Source organism: Methylobacterium organophilum, from assembly GCF_022179465.1.
GTDB lineage: Bacteria > Pseudomonadota > Alphaproteobacteria > Rhizobiales > Beijerinckiaceae > Methylobacterium > Methylobacterium organophilum.
This window is the reverse complement of sequence record NZ_BPQV01000014.1, coordinates 66,155-85,284: the sequence shown is the minus strand read 5'-3', so window position 1 is coordinate 85,284 and position 19,130 is coordinate 66,155. Positions and strand designations below refer to the sequence as shown.

Annotated in this window: 21 protein-coding genes; 13 read left to right on the top strand and 8 right to left on the bottom strand. The window is 70.9% G+C overall.

Features of this window, described 5'->3' with window-relative positions; all coding sequences use genetic code 11:
• Positions 1-61 precede the first annotated feature (61 nt).
• The 5 genes from MFF21_RS20510 to MFF21_RS20490 all read left to right on the top strand — a co-directional run bounded on the left by MFF21_RS20510 (position 62) and on the right by MFF21_RS20490 (position 5,281).
• On the top strand, positions 62-1,249 hold the full coding sequence (locus MFF21_RS20510) for an MFS transporter (RefSeq protein WP_238313495.1): 1,188 nt from the start codon (positions 62-64) through the stop codon (positions 1,247-1,249).
• 90 nt (positions 1,250-1,339) lie between these two features.
• Entirely contained in the window at positions 1,340-2,494 is a 1,155-nt protein-coding gene (locus tag MFF21_RS20505) for an ABC transporter permease (RefSeq protein ID WP_238313494.1), read from the top strand.
• Positions 2,495-2,606: 112 nt separating this feature from the next.
• Positions 2,607-3,362: an ABC transporter ATP-binding protein gene (locus MFF21_RS20500; protein WP_308445695.1), complete on the top strand. Its 756-nt coding sequence runs from the start codon at positions 2,607-2,609 to the stop codon at positions 3,360-3,362.
• Between the two features lie 80 nt (positions 3,363-3,442).
• The gene (locus MFF21_RS20495; RefSeq protein WP_238313490.1) at positions 3,443-4,525 is read left to right on the top strand and encodes an MlaD family protein; all 1,083 of its coding nucleotides are present in this window, start codon (positions 3,443-3,445) and stop codon (positions 4,523-4,525) included.
• 156 nt (positions 4,526-4,681) lie between these two features.
• Positions 4,682-5,281: an ABC-type transport auxiliary lipoprotein family protein gene (locus MFF21_RS20490; protein ID WP_238313655.1), complete on the top strand. Its 600-nt coding sequence runs from the start codon at positions 4,682-4,684 to the stop codon at positions 5,279-5,281.
• Positions 5,282-5,285: 4 nt separating this feature from the next.
• On the opposite strand, the gene MFF21_RS20485 is transcribed toward MFF21_RS20490, so the two are convergent.
• A complete protein-coding gene (locus MFF21_RS20485) occupies positions 5,286-5,582 on the bottom strand; it encodes a hypothetical protein (RefSeq protein ID WP_238313488.1) in 297 nt (98 codons plus the stop codon).
• A gap of 131 nt (positions 5,583-5,713) precedes the next feature.
• On the opposite strand from MFF21_RS20485, the gene MFF21_RS20480 reads away from it, so the two are divergent.
• A complete protein-coding gene (locus MFF21_RS20480) occupies positions 5,714-7,192 on the top strand; it encodes an MFS transporter (protein WP_238313486.1) in 1,479 nt (492 codons plus the stop codon).
• A gap of 15 nt (positions 7,193-7,207) precedes the next feature.
• Here MFF21_RS20480 and rlmB read toward each other — a convergent pair whose 3' ends face one another.
• Entirely contained in the window at positions 7,208-8,017 is an 810-nt protein-coding gene (rlmB, locus tag MFF21_RS20475; protein WP_238313484.1) for a 23S rRNA (guanosine(2251)-2'-O)-methyltransferase RlmB, read from the bottom strand.
• A 152-nt stretch (positions 8,018-8,169) separates the two neighbouring features.
• Here rlmB and MFF21_RS20470 point away from each other — a divergent pair, with 152 nt between their 5' ends.
• On the top strand, positions 8,170-9,045 hold the full coding sequence (locus MFF21_RS20470) for a 4-(cytidine 5'-diphospho)-2-C-methyl-D-erythritol kinase (RefSeq protein ID WP_238313482.1): 876 nt from the start codon (positions 8,170-8,172) through the stop codon (positions 9,043-9,045).
• Positions 9,046-9,120: 75 nt separating this feature from the next.
• Here the strand turns inward: MFF21_RS20470 and MFF21_RS20465 are convergent, their stop codons facing one another.
• Entirely contained in the window at positions 9,121-10,143 is a 1,023-nt protein-coding gene (locus MFF21_RS20465; protein WP_238313480.1) for a polyprenyl synthetase family protein, read from the bottom strand.
• A gap of 219 nt (positions 10,144-10,362) precedes the next feature.
• On the opposite strand from MFF21_RS20465, the gene MFF21_RS20460 reads away from it, so the two are divergent.
• From MFF21_RS20460 to MFF21_RS20450, 3 genes are all read left to right on the top strand, one after another.
• The gene (locus tag MFF21_RS20460; protein WP_238313478.1) at positions 10,363-10,608 is read left to right on the top strand and encodes a putative signal transducing protein; all 246 of its coding nucleotides are present in this window, start codon (positions 10,363-10,365) and stop codon (positions 10,606-10,608) included.
• Positions 10,598-11,392, top strand: a complete 795-nt coding sequence (locus tag MFF21_RS20455) for a tRNA1(Val) (adenine(37)-N6)-methyltransferase (RefSeq protein WP_238313654.1) — start codon at positions 10,598-10,600, stop codon at positions 11,390-11,392. Before MFF21_RS20460 ends, MFF21_RS20455 begins: the two co-directional genes overlap by 11 nt.
• Positions 11,393-11,459: 67 nt before the next feature.
• Positions 11,460-11,975 (top strand): DUF1697 domain-containing protein, encoded by a 516-nt coding sequence (locus MFF21_RS20450; RefSeq protein ID WP_238313476.1) that lies wholly within the window; start codon positions 11,460-11,462, stop codon positions 11,973-11,975.
• A gap of 259 nt (positions 11,976-12,234) precedes the next feature.
• Here MFF21_RS20450 and MFF21_RS20445 read toward each other — a convergent pair whose 3' ends face one another.
• Positions 12,235-12,633, bottom strand: coding sequence for a hypothetical protein (locus tag MFF21_RS20445; protein WP_238313474.1), 399 nt, complete (start codon positions 12,631-12,633; stop codon positions 12,235-12,237).
• Between the two features lie 246 nt (positions 12,634-12,879).
• On the opposite strand from MFF21_RS20445, the gene MFF21_RS20440 reads away from it, so the two are divergent.
• Positions 12,880-13,746 carry a S49 family peptidase gene (locus tag MFF21_RS20440; RefSeq protein ID WP_238313652.1) on the top strand — a complete coding sequence of 289 codons (867 nt, stop codon included), beginning with the start codon at positions 12,880-12,882 and terminating at the stop codon, positions 13,744-13,746.
• Between the two features lie 3 nt (positions 13,747-13,749).
• Here the strand turns inward: MFF21_RS20440 and MFF21_RS20435 are convergent, their stop codons facing one another.
• Positions 13,750-14,541, bottom strand: coding sequence for a cysteine hydrolase family protein (locus MFF21_RS20435; RefSeq protein ID WP_238313472.1), 792 nt, complete (start codon positions 14,539-14,541; stop codon positions 13,750-13,752).
• Positions 14,538-14,960 (bottom strand): cupin domain-containing protein, encoded by a 423-nt coding sequence (locus MFF21_RS20430; RefSeq protein ID WP_238313470.1) that lies wholly within the window; start codon positions 14,958-14,960, stop codon positions 14,538-14,540. Before MFF21_RS20430 ends, MFF21_RS20435 begins: the two co-directional genes overlap by 4 nt.
• Before the next feature lie 323 nt (positions 14,961-15,283).
• On the opposite strand from MFF21_RS20430, the gene MFF21_RS20425 reads away from it, so the two are divergent.
• Positions 15,284-16,825: an NAD(P)-binding domain-containing protein gene (locus MFF21_RS20425; RefSeq protein ID WP_238313468.1), complete on the top strand. Its 1,542-nt coding sequence runs from the start codon at positions 15,284-15,286 to the stop codon at positions 16,823-16,825.
• The gene (locus MFF21_RS20420) at positions 16,812-17,327 is read left to right on the top strand and encodes an ureidoglycolate lyase (protein WP_238313466.1); all 516 of its coding nucleotides are present in this window, start codon (positions 16,812-16,814) and stop codon (positions 17,325-17,327) included. Before MFF21_RS20425 ends, MFF21_RS20420 begins: the two co-directional genes overlap by 14 nt.
• Here the strand turns inward: MFF21_RS20420 and MFF21_RS20415 are convergent.
• Both MFF21_RS20415 and MFF21_RS20410 read right to left on the bottom strand, forming a co-directional pair.
• Complete coding sequence (locus MFF21_RS20415; RefSeq protein ID WP_238313464.1) at positions 17,311-18,273, bottom strand: LysR family transcriptional regulator; 963 nt, start codon at positions 18,271-18,273, stop codon at positions 17,311-17,313. The genes MFF21_RS20420 and MFF21_RS20415 overlap by 17 nt on opposite strands.
• A 78-nt stretch (positions 18,274-18,351) precedes the next feature.
• On the bottom strand, positions 18,352-18,507 hold the full coding sequence (locus MFF21_RS20410; RefSeq protein WP_238313463.1) for a hypothetical protein: 156 nt from the start codon (positions 18,505-18,507) through the stop codon (positions 18,352-18,354).
• Between the last annotated feature and the right edge of the window lie 623 nt (positions 18,508-19,130).

The window sequence follows — 19,130 nt, the reverse complement described above, 5'->3', positions numbered from 1 at the left end:
GCCTTTAACGCAGGCTTACGACCGGCATCGCCGAGCCATTTCCGCGGAATTCCCCTTTCCGATGTCGCCGACGCCCGAGCCCGATCCCGTCCGGCTCACGCTGCTCTACACCTTCGTGTTCGTCGAGATCGGCATCGCCATGCCGTTCATGCCGGTCTGGCTGAACGCCCTGGGGCTCGATCCGCGGGTGATCGGCGCCCTGATCGCCCTGCCGATCGTGATCCGCATCGTGGCGACCGCGCCGCTGATGTCCCTGATCGACCGGGGCGTGCCCGCCCGCGCCCTCCTGATCGCGGGGAGCCTCGGTGGCGGCCTCACCTATGCGGCCATGCCGCTTGCGGCCGGGTTCGGCGGGGCGCCCCTCGCCGGGCTGGTGGCGCTGAACGCGCTCTGCGGCGCCTCGCTCGTGCCCTGCATCGACTACCTGACGCTCGCCGCGGTGCGCCGCTCCGCGCGGCTCGACTATGCCCGCATCCGCATGGGCGGCTCGGTCGGCTTCCTGGTGGCGAACCTCGCCGGCGGCGCCTTGCTCGGCCTGCTCGGCGAGCGTTTCGCCGTGCCGCTCCTTCTCACGCTTCTCTCGCTCGTCGCGGGCGCGGTCGCGCTGGCGGTGGGCGAGACCGGCAGCCCCGCCCGGCCGGCCTCCCCCGGCGGGGAGGCGCCCGGGCCGCGCCTGCCGAACCAGCTGCGCCTCGCCATCGCCGCGGCGGCGACGATCCAGGCGACCCATGCCGCGGTGAACGCCTTCGGAGCGATCCACTGGGCCGCGCACGGCATCGCGCCGCGCTGGATCGGCGCCCTCTGGGCGATCGGCGTCGCTTCGGAGATCGTCCTCTTCGCCATCGTGCGGAAGGTGCCTGCGCGTTGGCGCTCGCCCTTCCGCATGATCGGGCTCGGGGCCGGCGCGGCCCTCGTCCGGGCGGTGGGCATGGCCGCCTACGGCACCGAGCTTCCGGCGGCCCTCGCCCTCCAGCTCCTGCACGGCTTCACCTTCGGCGCGACGCAGCTCGGCGCCATGGCCGCCGTCTCGCAGCTCGCGCCGGAGGGGGCCCGCGGCCGGGCGCAGGGGACGGTGAGCGCCGCCACCGCCCTCGTCGCCTCCGGTTCGACCCTGCTCTGCGGCCTCGTCTACGCCCAGGCCGGAGGTGCGGCGACGTTCCTGTCGATGGCGCCGCTGGCGCTCACGGGCTTGTGCCTTGCCGCACGCGGCGGCGTCCTCGCCCGGCGCGCTGCCTTGATCGCGCCATGAAGCGGCGCGGATGCTGCATCATGCCTTTCGGAAACGGTCCGTTGAGGATGTTTCCATAAACCTGCGCCGCCTCGACGCGGAAACGGAATGATGGTCCTGCGCAGAGACGACAGCGCGCTCGCCCCCGATGCCGCGACGGCCGATCTCGATCCGGCGAGCGGCCGCTTCCTGCTGCGCGGCCGCTGGACCGCCGATCAGGGCGCCGCGGTGGAGCGGGCCTGCGCCGGCATCGCCGAGCAGGACGCGCGCCAGGCGGTCCTGATCGACCTCTCCCACGTCATCCGCCTCGACACGCTCGGCGCCTGGGTGCTGGAGCGGACCCGCAGCGAGATCGAGCAGCGCGGCGGCCGGCTCGCCTATGCCGGGGCGCGGCCCGAGCACCGCATTCTTCTCGGCGAGATGCATCTGCGCGCCGCCGAGCCGCCGCCGCCCCGCGGTCGGGGCGGCATCGTCGGCCTGTTCGAGACCATCGGCCGGCGCACCGTGACCATCGGCCACGAATGCGTGGCCGGCCTCGCCTTCCTCGGCGAGGTGATCAGCGCCTGCGGCCGCGTGGCCCTGCGCCCGGGCACCTTCCGCGGCGCGGCCCTGGTCAACCAGATCGAGCAGGTCGCCTATCGCGGCGTGCCGATCATCGCGCTGATCTCGTTCCTCGTGGGCGGGATCGTGGCGCAGCAGGGCATCTTCCAGCTTCAGCGCTTCGGCGCCCAGAGCTTCGTCGTGAACCTGATCGGCATCCTGATCCTGCGCGAGCTCGGCGTGCTGCTCACCTCGATCATGGTGGCGGGCCGCTCCGGCTCGGCCTTCACCGCCGAAATCGGCTCGATGCGCATGCGCGAGGAGGTCGATGCGCTCCGCGTCATGGGCCTCGACCCGATCGAGATCCTGATCGTGCCGCGCATCCTCGCCCTGGTGATCGGGCTGCCGCTCCTCGCCTTCCTCGCCTCGCTGGCGGCCATCGCCGGGGGCGGCCTGACCTCGGCGATCTATGGCGGCATGACGGTCGACGCCTTCGTCTCGCGGCTGCAGGTGGCGGTCTCGTTCCACCACTTCGCCGTGGGGCTGATCAAGGCGCCCTTCATGGCGCTGATCATCGGGATCATCGCCACGATCGAGGGGTTCGCGGTGGAAGGCTCGGCCGAGTCGCTGGGCCGCCACGTGACCGCCTCAGTTGTGAAGTCCATCTTCATGGTGATCGTGCTCGATGGGCTCTTCGCTGTCTTCTTCGCGGCCATCGACTTCTGAGAAGCCCGGGACCCGAGCTTTGAGCGAGAACGCACGCCCTCGTCCCCCGCAGGCCCGCGACGCGATCATCCGCGTGCGCGACCTCGTGGTCGGCTTCGGCCACCGCACGGTGATGAAGGGGCTGAACCTCGACATCTATCGCGGCGAGATCCTCGGCTTCGTCGGCCCCTCCGGCCAGGGCAAGTCGGTGCTGACGCGGACCATCCTCGGCCTCGTGCCGAAGCGCTCCGGCACCATCGAGATCTTCGGCGAGGACGTGGACGGGCTCACCCTCGCCCGCCGCCGCCAGCTGGAGCAGCGCTGGGGCGTGCTGTTCCAGCAGGGCGCGCTGTTCTCCGGACTCACGGTCAAGCAGAACATCCAGATGCCGATGCGGGAGCATCTGGACCTGTCCGAACGCCTGCTCGACGAGTTCGCCCGCCTCAAGATCGAGATGGTCGGCCTCAAGCCCGACGCCGCCGACAAGTATCCCTCCGAGCTGTCGGGCGGCATGATCAAGCGGGCCGCGCTCGCCCGCTCGCTGGCCCTCGATCCCGAGATCCTGTTCCTCGACGAGCCGACCTCGGGCCTCGACCCGATCGGCGCCGGCGAGTTCGACGATCTCGTCTCCACGCTGAAGGAGACGCTGGGCCTGACCGTGTTCATGGTCACCCACGACCTCGACAGCCTCTACACCGCCTGCGACCGCATCGCGGCTCTGGGCGACGGACAGATCATCGCCGAGGGGCCGATCGAGGCGATGCTCGCGAGCGATCATCCCTGGCTGCGCTCCTACTTCCACGGCAAGCGCGCGCGGGCCATCGCCACCGGCGGGGGCGAACACGCGGCAAGGGATCAGGGAGACGGTCATGCGCAGCTTCGCGCCTGAGGCCCGCCGCGCGGGCGGCCGCGGCGTCGGTGCGGGCCCGCACCGCGCGCCCTCGATGGATCAGGGAAACGGCTGAGCTCATGGAGACGCGTGCCAATTACGCCCTCATCGGCGCCTTCACCGTCGGTGTGGTCATCGCCGCCTTCGGCTTCGTGTTCTGGCTGCAGGGCGGCTCCCGCGGTCAGGCCACCCAGTTCGTCCGGGTGATCTTCTCCGGCTCGGTCGGGGGCCTCGCCAAGGGCTCCACGGTGTCGTTCAACGGCATCAAGGTCGGCGAGGCGACGGAAGTGCGCCTGCTGCCGCAGGATCCGCGCCGGGTCGAGGCGGTCGTCCAGGTCGATCCCTCGACGCCCCTGCGCGCCGACACCCGGGCCCGGCTCGATTCCGCGATGCTCACCGGCGTCTCGCAGATCGCCCTGTCCGGCGGCAGCGCCGACGCGCCCCCGCTCCAGCCCGGCTCGGGCGACAAGATGCCGACGATCTTCGCGGATTCGAGCGACATCCAGGACATGATGGCCGCCGCCAAGCAGATCGCCCAGCGTGCCGACGACGTGCTGCAGCGGCTCGACAAGGTCGTGGCCGGCAACGAGGGCGCGATCAACCGCACGCTGGCCAACGTCGAGGCCTTCTCGAAGACGCTCGCCGAGGCCGGCCCCTCGATCGCCGGCCTCGTCAAGGCGGTGGACGGCCAGCGCCTCAACCGGGTGATCGAGAATGCCGACCGCTTCTCCGGCGCGCTCGCCACGGCAAGCCCGGATATCGAGGCCGGCCTGCACGATGCCCGTTCCCTCGCCGCCAAGCTCAACGCGTCCGCCGACCGCGTCGATGCCGTGCTGAAGGGCGCCGAGAGCTTCCTCGGCTCGGCTTCCGGCCAGCAGGGATCCTCGACCTTCGCCGAGGTGCGCGAGGCGGCGATTTCGGTGCGCGACGCGGGCCGGGCTTTCCGGACCCTGTCGGAGAATCTCGACAAGCGCACCGCCAACATCTCGACGAGCTTCAACCGTCTGTCCGGTTCGAGCCGCCGCGAGGTCGAGGCACTCTCCAGCGACGGGCAGCGTACGCTCAACACCCTGAACCGCGCCGCCAAGAGCCTGGAGCGCGACCCCTCGCAGGTGATTTTCGGCGGGAGGCCGTCGTTGCCGGAATACAACGGCGGCCGCTAACCGTACCCGACCGCACCCGTTGTGCCGGGGCGCACGGCAACGCTTGTGCTTTGCTTTAGTTTAAGGATGAAGACGTTGGCCGAGCCGCTTCGCGGCGAAGGGACGGACCAGTTGCAGATCGCGCCTATCACCCCTGGCTTCTCCATGCCGAGCCCGATGCGGTTGCGGCGGGAGGCGGGATCCCCGGCAAGAGCGGCGGTGTTCGCCTGTCTGCTCGTGGCCCTCGGCGGCTGCGGGGGCGGTAGCGCACCGCTGACCTTCGATCTCGCGGCGCTACCGCCCTCGAGCCGTACCGGTGGCGCGGCGCGCGCGATCATGGTCTCGGAGCCGGTGGGGCTGCAGCCCCTCGAGGCCGACCGCATCATCGTGCGCGAGCCGGGCGGCTCCCTCTCCTTCCTGGGCGGTGGCCAGTGGGCCGACCGGTTGCCACGTCTGATCCAGACGCGGCTGATCCAGAGTCTGGAGAATTCGGGCCGCCTGCGCTCGGTGACGCGGCCCGGCGACAAGGTGGTCTCGGATTATCAGCTCGTGAGCGAGATCCGGGAATTCGACATCCAGGCCGGCTCGGGCGAGGCGGTGGTGGACCTCTCCGCCAAGCTCGTGGCCGAGGGAACCGGCCGGGTCGTCAATGCCCGCATCTTCACGGCCCGCGTGCCCGTCGGCAAGGTCGATGCGCGGAGTGCTGCGGTCGGCCTCGATGCCGCCCTGGGCCAGGTGCTCGCCGACCTCGTGCGCTGGGTGAATATGGCGCGCTGATCGCTCAGTCGCCGGCCGGCCGTGCCGTGCTGCCCGTCGGTCCGTAGCCCTGGTAGACCACGCGGACCGAGCGGCGTTCGCCCGGCAGGGCGGAGAGCGGGACCGAGCGCGGCAGCCGCAGCTCCCTGGACGGTTCCGATTCAGGCGCCGAGCGCTGCGGCCGGAGCGACCAGATGCCCGTGGCGTCCGAGCCCCCCGTCGCATCGGCGGCCTGGCCCGACCCGGTGGCGAGCAACTGCGCGGCGAAGAACCCTCCCGCGACGGTGAGGGTGAGAAGTGCGATCCTCGAAAGATTGATCATGGCGGCTTGGCCCGGTGAATGGGTCCATTGCGCCGCTTGAAGCGTTTCCGCTTGCTGGTGCGCGGAAGCGGTCCTCGGATTCCGCCGGGCGTTGCCAACACCTGTCTGCAACCACGGTTAACGAGGCGTCGATGGCGAGCAAGGCGGAAGGAGCGACCGGGGGCACGGCGCCCGAACGCGTGGCGATGGGCACCGTCGTCGACACCGACATTTCCGCCAGGCTCGACCGGCTGCCCTTCGGGCGCTTCCACCTGCTCGTGATCGTCGCCCTGGGCATCACCTGGGTGCTCGACGGCCTGGAGGTGACGCTGGCCGGCTCCCTGGTCGGGGCGCTCCGTCAGGCGCCGATGTCCTTCACCGAGTTCGATGTCGGGCTCGCAGCGAGCTCCTACCTCGTCGGCGCGGTCACGGGCGCGGTCGGCTTCGGCTGGCTCACCGACCGGATCGGGCGCAAGAAGCTGTTCTTCATCACGCTGGCCCTCTACCTGACCGCCACCGCGGCGACGGGCCTGTCCTGGAACATCTGGAGCTTCTGCCTCTTCCGCTTCCTCACCGGGGCGGGCATCGGCGGCGAGTACACGGCGATCAACTCGACCATCCAGGAGCTGATCCCGGCGCGCGTCCGCGGCTGGACGGACCTCGTCATCAACGGCTCGTTCTGGATCGGGGCGGCGCTCGGCTCCTTCCTGTCCATCGTCGTGCTGCGGCCGGGCATGATCGATCCGGCCTGGGGCTGGCGCATCGCCTTCTTCGTCGGCGGGGGCATCGGCCTCGTGATCCTGCTCCTGCGGACCTGGATCCCCGAGAGCCCGCGCTGGCTCGTCACCCACGGCTACGCCGCCGAGGCCGACCGGGTCGTGACCGGCATCGAGAAGCGCTTCACCGACGACGGCGTCACCCTGCCCCCGCCCGACGAGAGCCGGCGCCTGAAGCTCAGGACGCGCCACCACACCCCGCTCTCGGAGGTGGCCCACGCCATGTTCGTGACGAGCCGGCGCCAGACCCTGGTCGGCCTGTCGCTGATGATCGCGCAGGCCTTCTTCTACAACGCCCTGTTCTTCACCTATGCCCTGGTGCTCGAGCGCTTCTATCAGGTGCCCGGCGAGCATGTCGGCTGGTACCTGCTGCCCTTCGCCCTGGGCTCCTTCCTGGGGCCGCTGCTGCTCGGGCGCTTCTTCGACACGATCGGGCGGCGGCCGATGATCGCCTTCACCTACGGCATCTCGGCGGTTCTTCTCGCCGGGGTGGGCTTCCTGTTCCTCGGAGACAGCTTCGGAGCCGTTGGTCAGACGGTAGCCTGGATGGTGGTGTTTTTCTTCGCCTCCGCCGCGGCGAGCTCCGCCTATCTCACGGTCGCCGAAACCTTCCCCCTGGAAATCCGCGCCCTTGCCATCGCGGCCTTCTACGCCCTGGGCACCGGCATCGGCGGGGTCTCCGGCCCGCTCCTGTTCGGCAGCCTGGTCGAGACAGGCTCGCGGGACTGGGTGCTCGGCGGCTATCTGCTCGGCGCCGCGCTGATGGCGGTGGCGGCGATCGTCGGCGGGGTCTGGGGGACCAAGGCGGAGGGCCGTTCCCTGGAGGACGTGTCGAAGCCCCTTGCCTCCGCCTGATCGGGAGGGGGCGGTTCAGGCCGCCCCGTTCCCCTTCCGCGTCAGCGCGTAGAGGGTGATCGCTGCCGCGTTGGAGACGTTGAGGCTCCGGATCGCACCGGTGAAGTCGATCCGCGCGAGCACATCGCAGCATTCGCGGGTGCGGTGGCGCAGGCCCTTGCCCTCGGCGCCGAGCACGATCACCGCCGGGCGCCGGGGTGTCAGCGCCTCGAGATCCGTCTCCGCGTCCGAGTCGAGGCCGATGCAGGAAAAGCCTCGCTCCCGCAGGGTGGTCAGCGCGTCGCCGAGATTGCGCACGACCACCATCGGGACGTGCTCCAGCCCCCCCGAAGCGGACTTCGCCATTACCCCGGTCGCGTTGGGCGAGTGGCGCGCCGTGGTCACGATGGCCGTGACGCCGAAAGCAGCCGCCGTGCGCACGATCGCGCCGACATTGTGCGGGTCGGTGATCTGGTCGAGGGCAATGAGCAGGGCGTCGTCCGGCATCGCGTCGAGGGCCGGTGCGGAGAGCGGGTCGGCCTCGAGGTAGAGGCCCTGATGCACCGCATCCGGCCCGAGCAGGCTGCCGATCGCCGCCGGGCGCACGATCTCCGGCGTGATCGGCATGGTCCCGATCTCCTCCGCGAGCCGGGCCGCGGCGTTTTCGGTCGCGAGCAGCCGGTGCAGGCGCCGGCCGCTGTTCGACAGCGCCTGCGAGACCGGGTGCCAGCCGTAGAGCACCACGTGGTCGAGCCCCTCCCGCGCCTTTGGCATCGGGGGGCGCGGCCCCTGCGGGCGGGGCCGGTAGGGCTTGCGGAAACGGGGTGGGCCGTCGGGCGGCGTCATGGGAGGGCTTTCGGGAAACGGGGAAGACGTCGATCAACCGGGCTGGCGCCTCCGCGTCAAGCGCGGAGGCCGCGCGGTTGCCGATCCCGCCGCGCCCGCGTAAACGCCGCGCGAAGCTTCGCCGAACGCCCGTCACCCTGCCGGAAGAGCCCGTGTCCGCCCTCATCGCCCGCGCTCCGGCCAAGATCAACCTGACCCTGCACGTGCTCGGGCGGCGCGAGGGTGACGGCTATCACGTCCTCGAAAGCCTCGTCGCCTTCGCGGGCACCGCCGACATCCTGAGCCTGATCCCTGGCGAGGCATTGTCCCTCGCCGTGAGCGGCCCGACTGCCGGTCCCGCGGGGCCGACCGACGACAACCTCGTCCTGCGCGTGGTGCGCCGTCTTGCCGAGCATGTTCCCGGTCTGCGCCTCGGTGCTTTTCATCTGGTGAAGCGCCTGCCCGTGGCGGCGGGGATCGGCGGCGGGTCCTCGGATGCGGCTTCTGCCCTGCGGCTGCTCGCCCGGCTCAATGACCTGCCCCTCGATCATCCGGCCGTCGTCGCAGCCGCCCGCGCCACTGGCGCTGACGTGCCCGTCTGCCTCGACCCCCGTGCCCGGATGATGCGTGGCGCCGGCGAGGCGGTGGGACCGGGGCTCGGCCTCGCGCCGGTGCCGGCGGTGTTGATCAATCCTGGCGTGCCGGTGGCCACGGCTCCGGTCTTCAAGGCCCTCGGGCTCGCCGTGGGCCAGACGCTGCCCGGCGCCGCCCATCCCGAGATCGCCCCTGGCCTCGACGCTGCCGCCTTGCTCGCGGCGGTGACGCCGGCCCGCAACGATCTCGAAGCCCCGGCGCTGAGCGTGGCCCCGGTCATCGGGATGGCGCTGGCGGCCCTGCGCGGACAGCCCGGCTGCCGCCTCGCCCGCATGTCGGGCTCCGGCGCGACGGTGTTCGGCCTGTTCACTGACCGCCGGGACGCGGTGCGGGCGGCCCGGGCGATCCGGGCGCAGAACCCGCTCTGGTGGGTGGCGCCGACCTGGCTGCGCTGACGGCAGCGCGATTCCCGGCCGACAGCGCCTGTCGGCGCTGAACGTCTTGTGGTTGACAGCGCCTGCCGGCCGCCGTCAGTGCGCCCGGGCGATGCAGAAATCCACGACCTGCAGCAGGGCCGACTTCATCGGGCTCTTGGGGAATAGCGCCAGGGCGTCCCGGGCCATGGCGCCGTAATGGCGGGCCCGCTCGATCGTGTCCTCCAGCGCCCGATGGCGGCGCAGGATCGCGAGGGCTTCCTCCAGGTCGCCCTCGCCGAGCTCGCCCTGCTCCAGGGTCCGCCGCCAGAAGGCGCGCTCCGCGTCGCTGCCCCGGCGGAAAGCGAGCACGATCGGCAAGGTGATCTTGCCCTCTCGGAAATCGTCGCCGACATTCTTGCCCAGAGCCGCGCTGGTGCCGCCGTAATCAAGCACGTCGTCGATGAGCTGGAAGGCGATGCCGAGATTCATGCCGTAGGAGCGGCAGGCCGCCTGCTCCGTCCGGGTCCGCTCGGCGAGCACCGGCCCGACCTCGCAGGCGGCGGCGAAGAGCTCGGCCGTTTTGGCGCGGATCACCGCGAGGTACTCGTCCTCGCTGGTCTCGGTGTTCTTGGCGGCGGTGAGCTGCATCACCTCGCCCTCCGCGATCACCGTCGCGGCGGCGGAGAGGATGTCGAGGGCGCGCAGCGAGCCCACCTCCACCATCATGCGGAAGGCTTGGCCGAGCAGGAAATCGCCCACCAGCACGCTCGCCTCGTTGCCCCACTTGATGCGGGCGGCGACGCGCCCGCGGCGCATGTCGCTCTCGTCGACCACGTCGTCGTGGAGGAGCGTGGCGGTGTGCATGAACTCGACGGAGGCCGCGAGCTTTACCGCCCCGTCATGCCCGGCATAGCCGCAGAGATCGGCGGCGGCGAGAGTGAGGATCGGGCGCAGGCGCTTTCCGCCGGAGGCGATCAGGTGGTTGGCGACTTCCGGGATCATGGCGACGTCGGAGCCGGTGCGCGATAGGATCGTCGCGTTGACCTTCTCCATGCCCTCGCGCACCAGGGCGACCAGATCGGTGAGGCTCGCCTCCGGATCGGGACGGCTCTCATCCAGGGATACGACGACGCCCAAGCGCGATGCCTCCTTGCGATGGCGCGGCCGGACCGCAACCGTAGGCCGACCCCTTCGCACGGGGCGTGCGGTGTCGCAACACGCCCCTTAGCCGCGGGTCGCCCTATGCCGTGCGTGTCCCGCCCCAAATCCAGCTGATCGCCAAGGATCGGCGGATCGGGCCTCAGCGACAGCGTCGGCTCCCGGTGCTAAGCCGGGCGACCCTGCCCGGAGCCTGCCGTGACCGAGCTGATCCGCACCAACGACATCGTCCTCGTCGGCTTCGCTCGCTCCCTGCTCGAAGGGGCGGCGATTCCCGTGCTGGTGGCCGACGAACATGTCAGCGTGATCGAGGGCTCCATCGGCGCCTTCCCGAGGCGGCTGCTGGTGCCGGACGACCATGCCCGCCAGGCTCGGCGCCTGCTCACCGATGCCGGGCTCGCCAACGAGCTGCGCGATGACCAAGGGCACGGCGATGGCGCTTGAGCCCGCCGCCCTGCCCGATCCTGCGCCCGGCGATCCGCCGGAGCCGGAGGACTGGCTCGGAGGCCGTCTGCGGCTGCGCCAGCCGCCGCGGGGCGCTCATCGCGCCGGCACGGATGCGGTGCTGCTCGCAAGCCTGCTGGGTCCCGACGCGGCGGGCACAGTTCTCGATGCCGGGGCGAGCACGGGGGCGGTCGGCCTGGCCGTCGCCCGGCGCGCGCCGGATTGCCGGGTGGTGCTGGTGGAGCGCGAGCCGGCGCTGGCCGACCTCGCCCGCCGCAACGCCGCGGAGAACGGCCTGTCGGAGCGCGTCGCGGTGCTCTGCGCCGATCTGCTGGCGCCGGGCGCGGCCCGCCGGGCGGCCGGGCTCGCGGGGGAGAGCGCGGAGGTGGTGCTCACCAACCCGCCCTTCTTCGAGGGGGGGCGCCACCGCCCCTCCCCCATCGCCGGCAAGGCCTCGGCCCATGGCTTCGCGCCGGGCGGCCTCGAAGCCTGGATGCGCGCCTGCGCCGATCAGGCCAAGCCCGGCGGACGCCTCGGCCTCATCCACCGCGCCGATGCCCTGCCCGCCTGCCTCGACGCCCTGCGCAACCGCTTCGGCGATCTCGCGCTCCGCCCGGTCCACGCCCGGGCCGGCGATCCGGCGATCCGTATCCTGCTCACGGGCCGAAAGGGCAGCCGCGCCCCCTTCCGCTTGCTGCCGGCCCTCGTCCTGCAGGATGCGGAGGGCCGCTTCACCCCGCAGGCGGAGGCGCTTCACCGTGGAGAGCGATGGCTTGAGGGGTGAGCGGGGGAAGACGGTGATGCCGTCGTGATATGGCTTGGCGGCGTCAGCGAAATGGCGGAGTGAGACGGTGACCGGATATGTGGCCTTGCTTCGCGCCGTGAATGTCGGCGGTACCGGCAAGCTGCCGATGACGACGCTGGCCCAGATGTGTGAGGCGGTCGGGTTCGAGAAGGTGAGAACCTATATCGCCAGCGGGAACGCTGTTTTCCGAAGCGGGGATTCGGAGGCCGAGGTGCGATCCGCGCTTGAGAGTGAGCTCTATACCTATGCAGGCAGGAATGTCGGTGTGATCGTGCGGACCGCCTCTGAGATCGCTGACACGCTCGCCCGCAACCCGTTTGTAGCTTCGCCTGGCAATCGGGTCATGGCCCTGTTCGTGGATGGGACGCTTCCGGCCGATCCGATCGACGGCGTGACAGGACTCAAAAATGAGCAGGTGCGCTTGGGCAAGCGCGAGCTATTCATTTTCTATCCGGATGGAATAGGGACCACCCGACTTCGCATACCCAGTGAAAAGCAGGGGACGGCTCGGAACATGAACACGGTCGCCAAGCTCGCTGAGATGGCTCAAGCGGTTGTCTGATCCCGCAAGGATGTCGTGTGAACGGCGCCGTTCTTCCAAGATCGACCTGAGCTTATGGGCAACGGGCAAGCCATCCGCAACCGAACGACTGGTTCCGGAACGCTCGCCGACGGTTCGGAACGGTCGGGTGGGGGCGAGAACCGTCGAGCCGCTTCCGAAGCGGGCGCGGACTCAGGGCCGTCATCCTCGCCCCCCCCCGAAAAAGGGCGCCCGTCTGGGCACCCTTCGGTCTTCCTGTCGCGAGCGTGAGGCGGGGGCCTCAGAAGCGCCGCCAGCCGTGATGGTGGCCCCAGTGACGGTGGCGCCAACCATAATGGTGGCCCCAGTGGCGATGCCCCCAGCCGTAATGGCGGCGCCAGCCATAGGGCCGGTAGTAGTGATGGCGCCGCCAGCCATAGACCGGGCGATAATAGACCGGGCGGCGGTAATAGTGTCGGCGATGCCAGGCGTGGCGCCGGTGCCAGTACGGGCGATAGCCCCAGTGCCGGCGATGCCAGTATCGTCTCCGCCCATGCCAATGCGCCTTGGCGACGAGGGCGCCCTCCATCCCCGCGACCGCGGCGCTGGCCGGCAGCGGCGCCGCCCCGGCGCTCGCCGAGAGGCCGACGGCGCCCCCCAGCATGCCGATCGCCAGGATCATCCATCTCAACACACGCATCCTCGCGTACTCCTCCTCGTGGATCCGTCCGTTGACGCTTGCCGCGATCCCGCAGGACGGCTTGCGGGCGGCCGAGGAACGATCGGCGGGGCGAAACGGTTCGCGCAGGCAGCCCGATCCGGCGCCGCGGGAGGCTTCTGTCGGCGGCTGCGGATGGCGCGCCGGGCCGCGGCGGATTACGCAGGAGACGGCCGAGGTGGCGAAGCCGCCCGGCTTATGGTCGAGATCGAGATCCTCAGGGGCAGCATGCCGGGCAAGAGCGCGCGTCCGAACGTTTTCCGCCGGCTGCTGCCGAAGCGCTGGCGCGATCCCCGCCCGCGGGTGGCGGTTCTGCGCCTCAGCGGCACGATCGGCGCCCTGTCCCCCCTGCGGCCGGGCCTGTCGATCGCCACCCTCGGCCCGGCCCTGGAGCGCGCCTTCGCCATGCCGCGGATCGAGGCGGTGGCGCTGATCGTGAATTCCCCCGGCGGCTCGCCCGCCCAGTCGCACCTGATCTACCGCCGCATCCGGCAACTGGCCGCGGAGAAGGACGTCCCGGTCTTCGCCTTCGTGGAGGATGTCGCGGCCTCGGGCGGCTACATGATCGCCTGCGCGGCCGACGAGATCGTCGCCGACCCGACCTCGCTGGTCGGCTCGATCGGCGTGGTCTCGGCGGGATTCGGCTTCGACCGGCTGATCGAGCGCATCGGCGTCGAGCGCCGGGTGCACACCCAGGGCGAGGCCAAGGCCATGCTCGACCCGTTCCGGCCGGAGGATCCGGCCGACGTGGAGCGGCTGAAGCGGATTCAGGCCGACGTGCAGGCGCTGTTCACCGCGCTCGTCAGCGAGCGCCGGCCGAAGCTGCCGCCGGGGGAGAACCTGTTCACCGGAGCGGTCTGGAGCGGGCGGCAGGCGCTACCCCTCGGCCTGGTCGACGCCCTCGGCGACCTGCGCGGCACCCTGCGGGCGCGCTACGGCGACAAGGTTGACCTGCGGCTCGTGGCCGATGCCAAGGGCTCGCTCCTCGGCCGCCTGCTCCGCCGCGGCACGCCGGGCAGCGCCGCCGCTGCCCTGCCCGAGGCGGCGCTGGCTGCCCTCGAGGAGCGGGCCGCCTGGGCGCGCTATGGGCTCTGAGCCTTATCCGAGCTGGCCTAGCAGGGCCGGCCCGTCCGTGACGAAGCCGAAGCACTGGCGGATGTTGTACAGGGTCGCCTGGGTGCAGAAGTCCGGCGAGGTGGTGGCGGCGCAATCCTCCAGCAGCAGGCAGTCATAGCCGAGGAAATTGGCGTCCTGCAGGGTGCACATCACGCATTGGTCGAGGTTGACACCGGCGAAAAGCAGCGTCGTCACGTCGAGATTGCGCAGGATGCTGGCGAGGGGCGTGTCGGGGAAGCCCGACATCCGGTACTTCGCCACCTGGATATCCCGCGGATCGGGCGCCAGTTCCTCCACCACCTCCGCCGCCCAGCTGCCGAGCTGCAGCACCGGCGCGCCGGATTTCGGCAGGGGGTCGCCGAGGCCGATGCCGGCGCCAGTGGGGTTGTAGACGTGGAGCAGAGCCGGGCTGAGGTTGAGCCGGTCCGGCCGGTTGCCCCAGTTCACCCAGATCACCGGCACGTCCGCCCCGCGCAGGGCGGGCAGCAGCCGTTGCAGGGGCTCGATCGGCCGGCGGGCCGGGCTCACGTCGACGCCGATATGGGCGAGCCAGCCGTCCGGGTGGCAGAAGTCGTTCTGCATGTCGACGACGAGGCAGGCGGTTCGGGCGAGGTCGAAGGTGATCGCCCGGCCCTTGTCCTCCACCGTCACCGGCCGCTGCGGCCCGGGACCGCGCAGCAGGCTGACCCGCTGCGCATCGACCTGCCACTGGTTGCGCGGGCTCGCGCCGAGGGGGCGCAGGGCCGTGCCCGCGAACAGCGCGTCCTCGCTCATTGGCCGCGCAGAACCCGCATGTCCTCGGCGTCGAGCGCGACCGGCTCGCCGCGGCGGATCAGCTCGGCGAAGCCCTCGTTCGGGGTCATCACCGTGAGCGTGTAGAGCTTGCCCTTGCCGGTGTTCTGGATGACGTGCTCGCTGCCCGGGCGCAGCAGCAGCGCGTCGCCCTTCTTGATCGGCATGGTCTTGTCCTCGCAGCGGGCGATCCCCTCCCCTTCGAGCACGTAGAAGAACTCGTGCGCGGCGGCATGCTCGTTGGGCGGCGTGGCGCCGCCCACGTTGAAGATCTCGATGACGAAGATGTTGTCGATCGCGTCCTTCGTCTCGTCGAACAGCATCGCGAAGTAGTTCGTGTCGTTCGGGCCGATCCGGAACGCCTTCACCGAATCGGGGGTCTCGAAGCTGTAGGGCAGCATGGAACGGGTCGACTCCCTCTCTGCGGCGGCCTCGTGGCCGCCCTGTTCGCGCCTGGCCGATCTTGTGCACGGGCCTGCCCGCGGCACGAAGAAGCAAGTTTCGCGCCCTCCGTTGCCGGAAGGGCAACGCGACGCGTTTCGGCGACACCGGGCCGGATGTCGCGGTGCCGGACCGAGCGCGCCCGCTCTACGGCGGCAACAATCGCGGGGTCGCTCGTTGCCGAAACGCGCACGCCTCGTACGGAACATGAGGCTTCCCAAGATGCCGGCGCCCGCGCCAGATCTCGTCACCGCAAAGGAGCGGGGAGCATCAGGAGAGACCAATGGGCGCGCTGTCCGGGCGAAGCCATGCCTGCCGCGCCGAGACGGCCGCGACGACTGGTGATGCAGCGCTCGACGCACTCGCCGCCCGGGCACGAGCCGATCTCGAGGCCCTGTCCTATCCGTCGGCGCGCTGGGTCACGCCGGCGCGGCGGCCGGACGGCGCGCCGATCCACGCGGCCCTCATCGTTGGCGGCGGCCAGTCCGGCCTGATGACGGCGGCCGCCCTCCGCCGGGACGGGGTCGACGACGTCGTGCTCCTCGACCGGGCTCCAGCCGGCCAGGAGGGCGTGTGGGACAGCTTCGCCCGCATGGAGGAACTGCGCACCCCCAAGGGCCTGAACGGCATTGAGTTCGGCTGCCCGAGCCTGTCGGTCGCCGCCTGGTACGCGGCCCGCTATGGCGCCGGGGCCTGGGACGCCCTGCAGCGCATCCCCCGCCGGGACTGGGCGGCCTATCTACGCTGGTATCGGGACACCCTGGGCCTCGCGGTCGAGAGCGGAACCGCTGTGATCGATATCCGCCCCGCGCCGGAGGATGCCGATGTCGTGGTAGTCGCGGCCATTCAGGGCGGGTGCGAGGTCCTGCGCTATGCCCGCAACGTGGTGATCGCCACCGGCTTCGACGGGGCCGGGGGCTGGGACGTGCCCGAATTCGTGAGCGCCGCCCTGCCCCGGGACCGCTACGACCACACCAACGGCTTCATCGACTTCGCCCGGTTGCGCGGTAAGCGCATCGCCATCCTCGGCCACGGCGCCTCGGCCTTCGACAACGCCAACGCGGCGCTCGCCGCTGGCGCGGCCCGGGTCGACCTGTGCTTCCGCCGGGAGCGCCTGCCGCGGGCCAATCCCCATCGCCACCTGGAGAATGCAGGCATGCTCGCGCATTTCCCGGATCTCGACTGCGCGACGCGCTGGCGGGTGGCGCGCCATGTCCGGCGGGTCGATCAGCCGCCGGCACCCCGGGGCTTCGCCATGGCCATGGCCAATCCGGATTTCCATCTGCATCCCGGCAGCCCGTGGCTCTCCGTGCGCCTGGCCGGCGACGCAATCGCGGTCGAGACCCCGCGGGGGACGCTTGCCTGCGACCACCTGCTCTGCGCCACCGGCGTCGCGGTCGATCTCGCCGCCCGGCCCGAGTTGCGGTCCATCGCCCCGGTGATCGCCCGGTGGGCCGACCGCTACCGTCCGGAGCCGGGGGAGGAGGACGAGCGTTTCGCCGCCTATCCGTTCCTGGCCACCGATTTCAGCTTCACCCCGCGGGAGGCGGCCGATGCCTGGGTTACCCGCGTCTTCTGCTTCAACGGTGCGAGCGCTGTGAGCCACGGCCCGCATACGGCGTCGATCAGCGGGCATCGCCATGCCCTGCCACGGGTGGTCCGCGGCATCACGCAGCGCCTGTTCGTGCTCCAGGCCGGGGCTTTCCTGCCCGCCCTCCAGGCCTATGCCGAGGCCGAGCTCGACCTGCCCGAGGATTTCGAGATCCGCCACCGCGCGGTGTTCCCTGCCCCCGTTTCCGAAGAGGTTTCTCATGAGCACGCCTGAGACCGCGCCCGAGGCCGTTGCCGAGACCCGCGCCGTCCCGATCCACGCTCTCACGCCGGAGGCCTTCGCGCCCTTCGGCACGGTGGTGGTGCCCATGGAGGACGGTGTGCCCTTCGGGCCGCAGGATGCCCAGCTCGATTTCTCCGCCGGCACGCCCCGCTTCTACGCCATGCGCCTGCCCGCCCGGGGCCTGACGATCCATCGCATCACCCGGCACAAGGCAGTCACCCAGACTCTTGCCTCCGTCGGCGGCAAGACCTGGTATCTCGGTGTCGCGGCGCCGGGCGAGGCGGAGGCGCCGACGCTCGAAAGTATCAAGGTGTTTCGCATCCCGGGCGATGCGGCGGTGGCCCTCTACAAGGGCACGTGGCATGCCGGCCCCCTCTTCGAGGGAGAGGAGCAGAGCTTCTTCAATCTCGAGCTCGCCGACACCAACGTCGTCGACCACGACACCTGCAACCTGATCAAGCGTTACGGCTGCGCCCTCATGCCGACGGCCTGAGGGCCAAGCTGTCCGCCTGCGGGGCGGCCCAGCGGGACTCTTCCGTGAGCGCCCGCAGGGCCGCATCCACCGCCTCGACGAAATGCGCGCCGGCCGCGGGCAGGATGCGCGTTCCCTTGACGAGCAGGGTGACGGTCTCGGGCGGGAAGGAGCGCCGCTCGAAGGGCACGAACACCACGTCGCCCCTGGCGATCTCGCCGGCGATGCCCATCTGCGAGCGGACGCCGATGGCGATGCCCGCCTTGATCAGGGCGGTCATGGTCTCGAAGGAATTGGTCTCGATCCGGCGTGCGAAGAGCAGCTCGGCATCGCCGCCGAGCTGCGCATTGAAGATCTGGCGGGTCGAGAAGCCGTTGTCGGGCAGGACCAGCGTCTCGCCGATCAGGTCCGAGAGCTTCATCTCGGGGCGCACCGCGAGGGGATGGGCCGGGTGCAGAACCGCGCCGATCGCCATCGAGGCCTGGCTGCGCCGCCGCACCCTCGCATCGGGCATGGGGCTGAAGGCGAGGCCGAGATCGGCCTGCCCCTCCGCGACCCGCGCCACCACGTCCTGCATGTCGTGAACCTGCAGCGTGAAGCCGACCTGCCGGTGCTTGGCGCGGAAGGCGCGGACGATGGCGGGCAGGAAATCCTTCGCGATGCCCTCCTCGCAGGCCACGGTGACGTGCCCGGTGCGCGCGCCGCGCAGGTCGTTGATCTCCGTGATGGTCTGGTCGAGGCCGCCTTGGCTGGTGAGCACCCAGCGATAGAAGAGCTCGCCCGCTGCGGTCAGCTTGAGGCCGCGGGAACTGCGCTCGAACAGTGGCGCGCCCAGTTGCTCCTCGATCTTGATGATCTGCCGGTTCACCGCCGAGGGCGCGACGTTGAGCGTCTCCGAAGCCTTCCGGATGGAGCGGGCCTGAACCGTTTCACGGAAGTAGCGAAGGGCGATCCACTGGAAATGCATGGGAGGACTCGAGAGGTGATACCCTCGCCCAGGCAACCCGCGCGCCAACTCGTCCTCCTGAGGATGGGGGTGTCGGGATCAGGCGTGGGCGGCATCGGGCGACGGTGCCTCGGCCACGCGGCGCAGGCGCGTGAGGATGCTGTCGCCGTCCGGGCGGCGGGTCGAACCGAAGCCCTCGCGCTCCATGCGCGCGGCGATGTCCTGGCCCGGCCTCGGCCAGGGCGGCCTCGACATCGGCCGCCTCTGCTTGAAGCGCCTGAATGTGCGCCAGGGTTAGTCTCTACCTCGCGTAGGGTCGCGGCATCTTGCCGGGACGCGCCCGCGCCGAGGCGCCGTACGGCTTCGTTCACGCCCGTGACCCGCCGGCCGCGCTCCAACTCGCCCTGGCGCTTCGAGGCATTGGCCACGTGGGCGCGGACCCGGGCGATTTCCGCCGCGAAGCGGGCCCGGGCCGTGCGCAGGGCGTCGCGCTCTGCCTCCAGCTCGGCCATGGCCGACGCCTCCTCCTCCGCCAGATCCTCCCGGTTGCCCCTGAGCGCGGCGATCGCCTGGGTCTCCAGCGCGCGGGTGCGCGCTTCGACCTCGTCCTGGCGACGTGCTTCCGCTCTGTCGCCGGCCACGCGAGGGCCAGGGCTGACGGCTGCACTCCAGCCCGGCGCGGGTCTTACCGATCTGCTGCTCCAGGACGAGCAGCGCGTTGCGGTCGAAGATCTCCTTACGCACCCGGGCGGCCCGCCCGCGCAGGAGGACGTCGACAGCTTGAGTATGGCCTGTCTCCCGGTTGGCGAACCTGGTTTGCAGGCAGGAGGCTCCTATGAGTTTGCGCGGTGTCTAAATGTAAATTTGCACAATGATCA

Bases quoted from the DNA above. Each gene is read 5' to 3' on its own strand.
- MFF21_RS20500 (WP_308445695.1), top strand. From the start codon at position 2,607: ATGAAGGGGCTGAACCTCGACATCTATCGCGGCGAGATCCTCGGCTTC.
- MFF21_RS20415 (WP_238313464.1), bottom strand. From the start codon at position 18,273: ATGCATTTCCAGTGGATCGCCCTTCGCTACTTCCGTGAAACGGTTCAG.
- rlmB (WP_238313484.1), bottom strand. From the start codon at position 8,017: ATGACGCCGCCCGACGGCCCACCCCGTTTCCGCAAGCCCTACCGGCCC.
- MFF21_RS20435 (WP_238313472.1), bottom strand. From the start codon at position 14,541: ATGAGCGAGGACGCGCTGTTCGCGGGCACGGCCCTGCGCCCCCTCGGC.
- MFF21_RS20505 (WP_238313494.1), top strand. From the start codon at position 1,340: ATGGTCCTGCGCAGAGACGACAGCGCGCTCGCCCCCGATGCCGCGACG.
- MFF21_RS20495 (WP_238313490.1), top strand. From the start codon at position 3,443: ATGGAGACGCGTGCCAATTACGCCCTCATCGGCGCCTTCACCGTCGGT.
- MFF21_RS20445 (WP_238313474.1), bottom strand. From the start codon at position 12,633: ATGCGTGTGTTGAGATGGATGATCCTGGCGATCGGCATGCTGGGGGGC.
- MFF21_RS20420 (WP_238313466.1), top strand. From the start codon at position 16,812: ATGAGCACGCCTGAGACCGCGCCCGAGGCCGTTGCCGAGACCCGCGCC.
- MFF21_RS20510 (WP_238313495.1), top strand. From the start codon at position 62: ATGTCGCCGACGCCCGAGCCCGATCCCGTCCGGCTCACGCTGCTCTAC.
- MFF21_RS20440 (WP_238313652.1), top strand. From the start codon at position 12,880: ATGCCGGGCAAGAGCGCGCGTCCGAACGTTTTCCGCCGGCTGCTGCCG.
- MFF21_RS20480 (WP_238313486.1), top strand. From the start codon at position 5,714: ATGGCGAGCAAGGCGGAAGGAGCGACCGGGGGCACGGCGCCCGAACGC.
- MFF21_RS20490 (WP_238313655.1), top strand. From the start codon at position 4,682: ATGCGGTTGCGGCGGGAGGCGGGATCCCCGGCAAGAGCGGCGGTGTTC.
- MFF21_RS20430 (WP_238313470.1), bottom strand. From the start codon at position 14,960: ATGCTGCCCTACAGCTTCGAGACCCCCGATTCGGTGAAGGCGTTCCGG.
- MFF21_RS20485 (WP_238313488.1), bottom strand. From the start codon at position 5,582: ATGATCAATCTTTCGAGGATCGCACTTCTCACCCTCACCGTCGCGGGA.
- MFF21_RS20410 (WP_238313463.1), bottom strand. From the start codon at position 18,507: ATGTCGAGGCCGCCCTGGCCGAGGCCGGGCCAGGACATCGCCGCGCGC.
- MFF21_RS20455 (WP_238313654.1), top strand. From the start codon at position 10,598: ATGGCGCTTGAGCCCGCCGCCCTGCCCGATCCTGCGCCCGGCGATCCG.
- MFF21_RS20425 (WP_238313468.1), top strand. From the start codon at position 15,284: ATGGGCGCGCTGTCCGGGCGAAGCCATGCCTGCCGCGCCGAGACGGCC.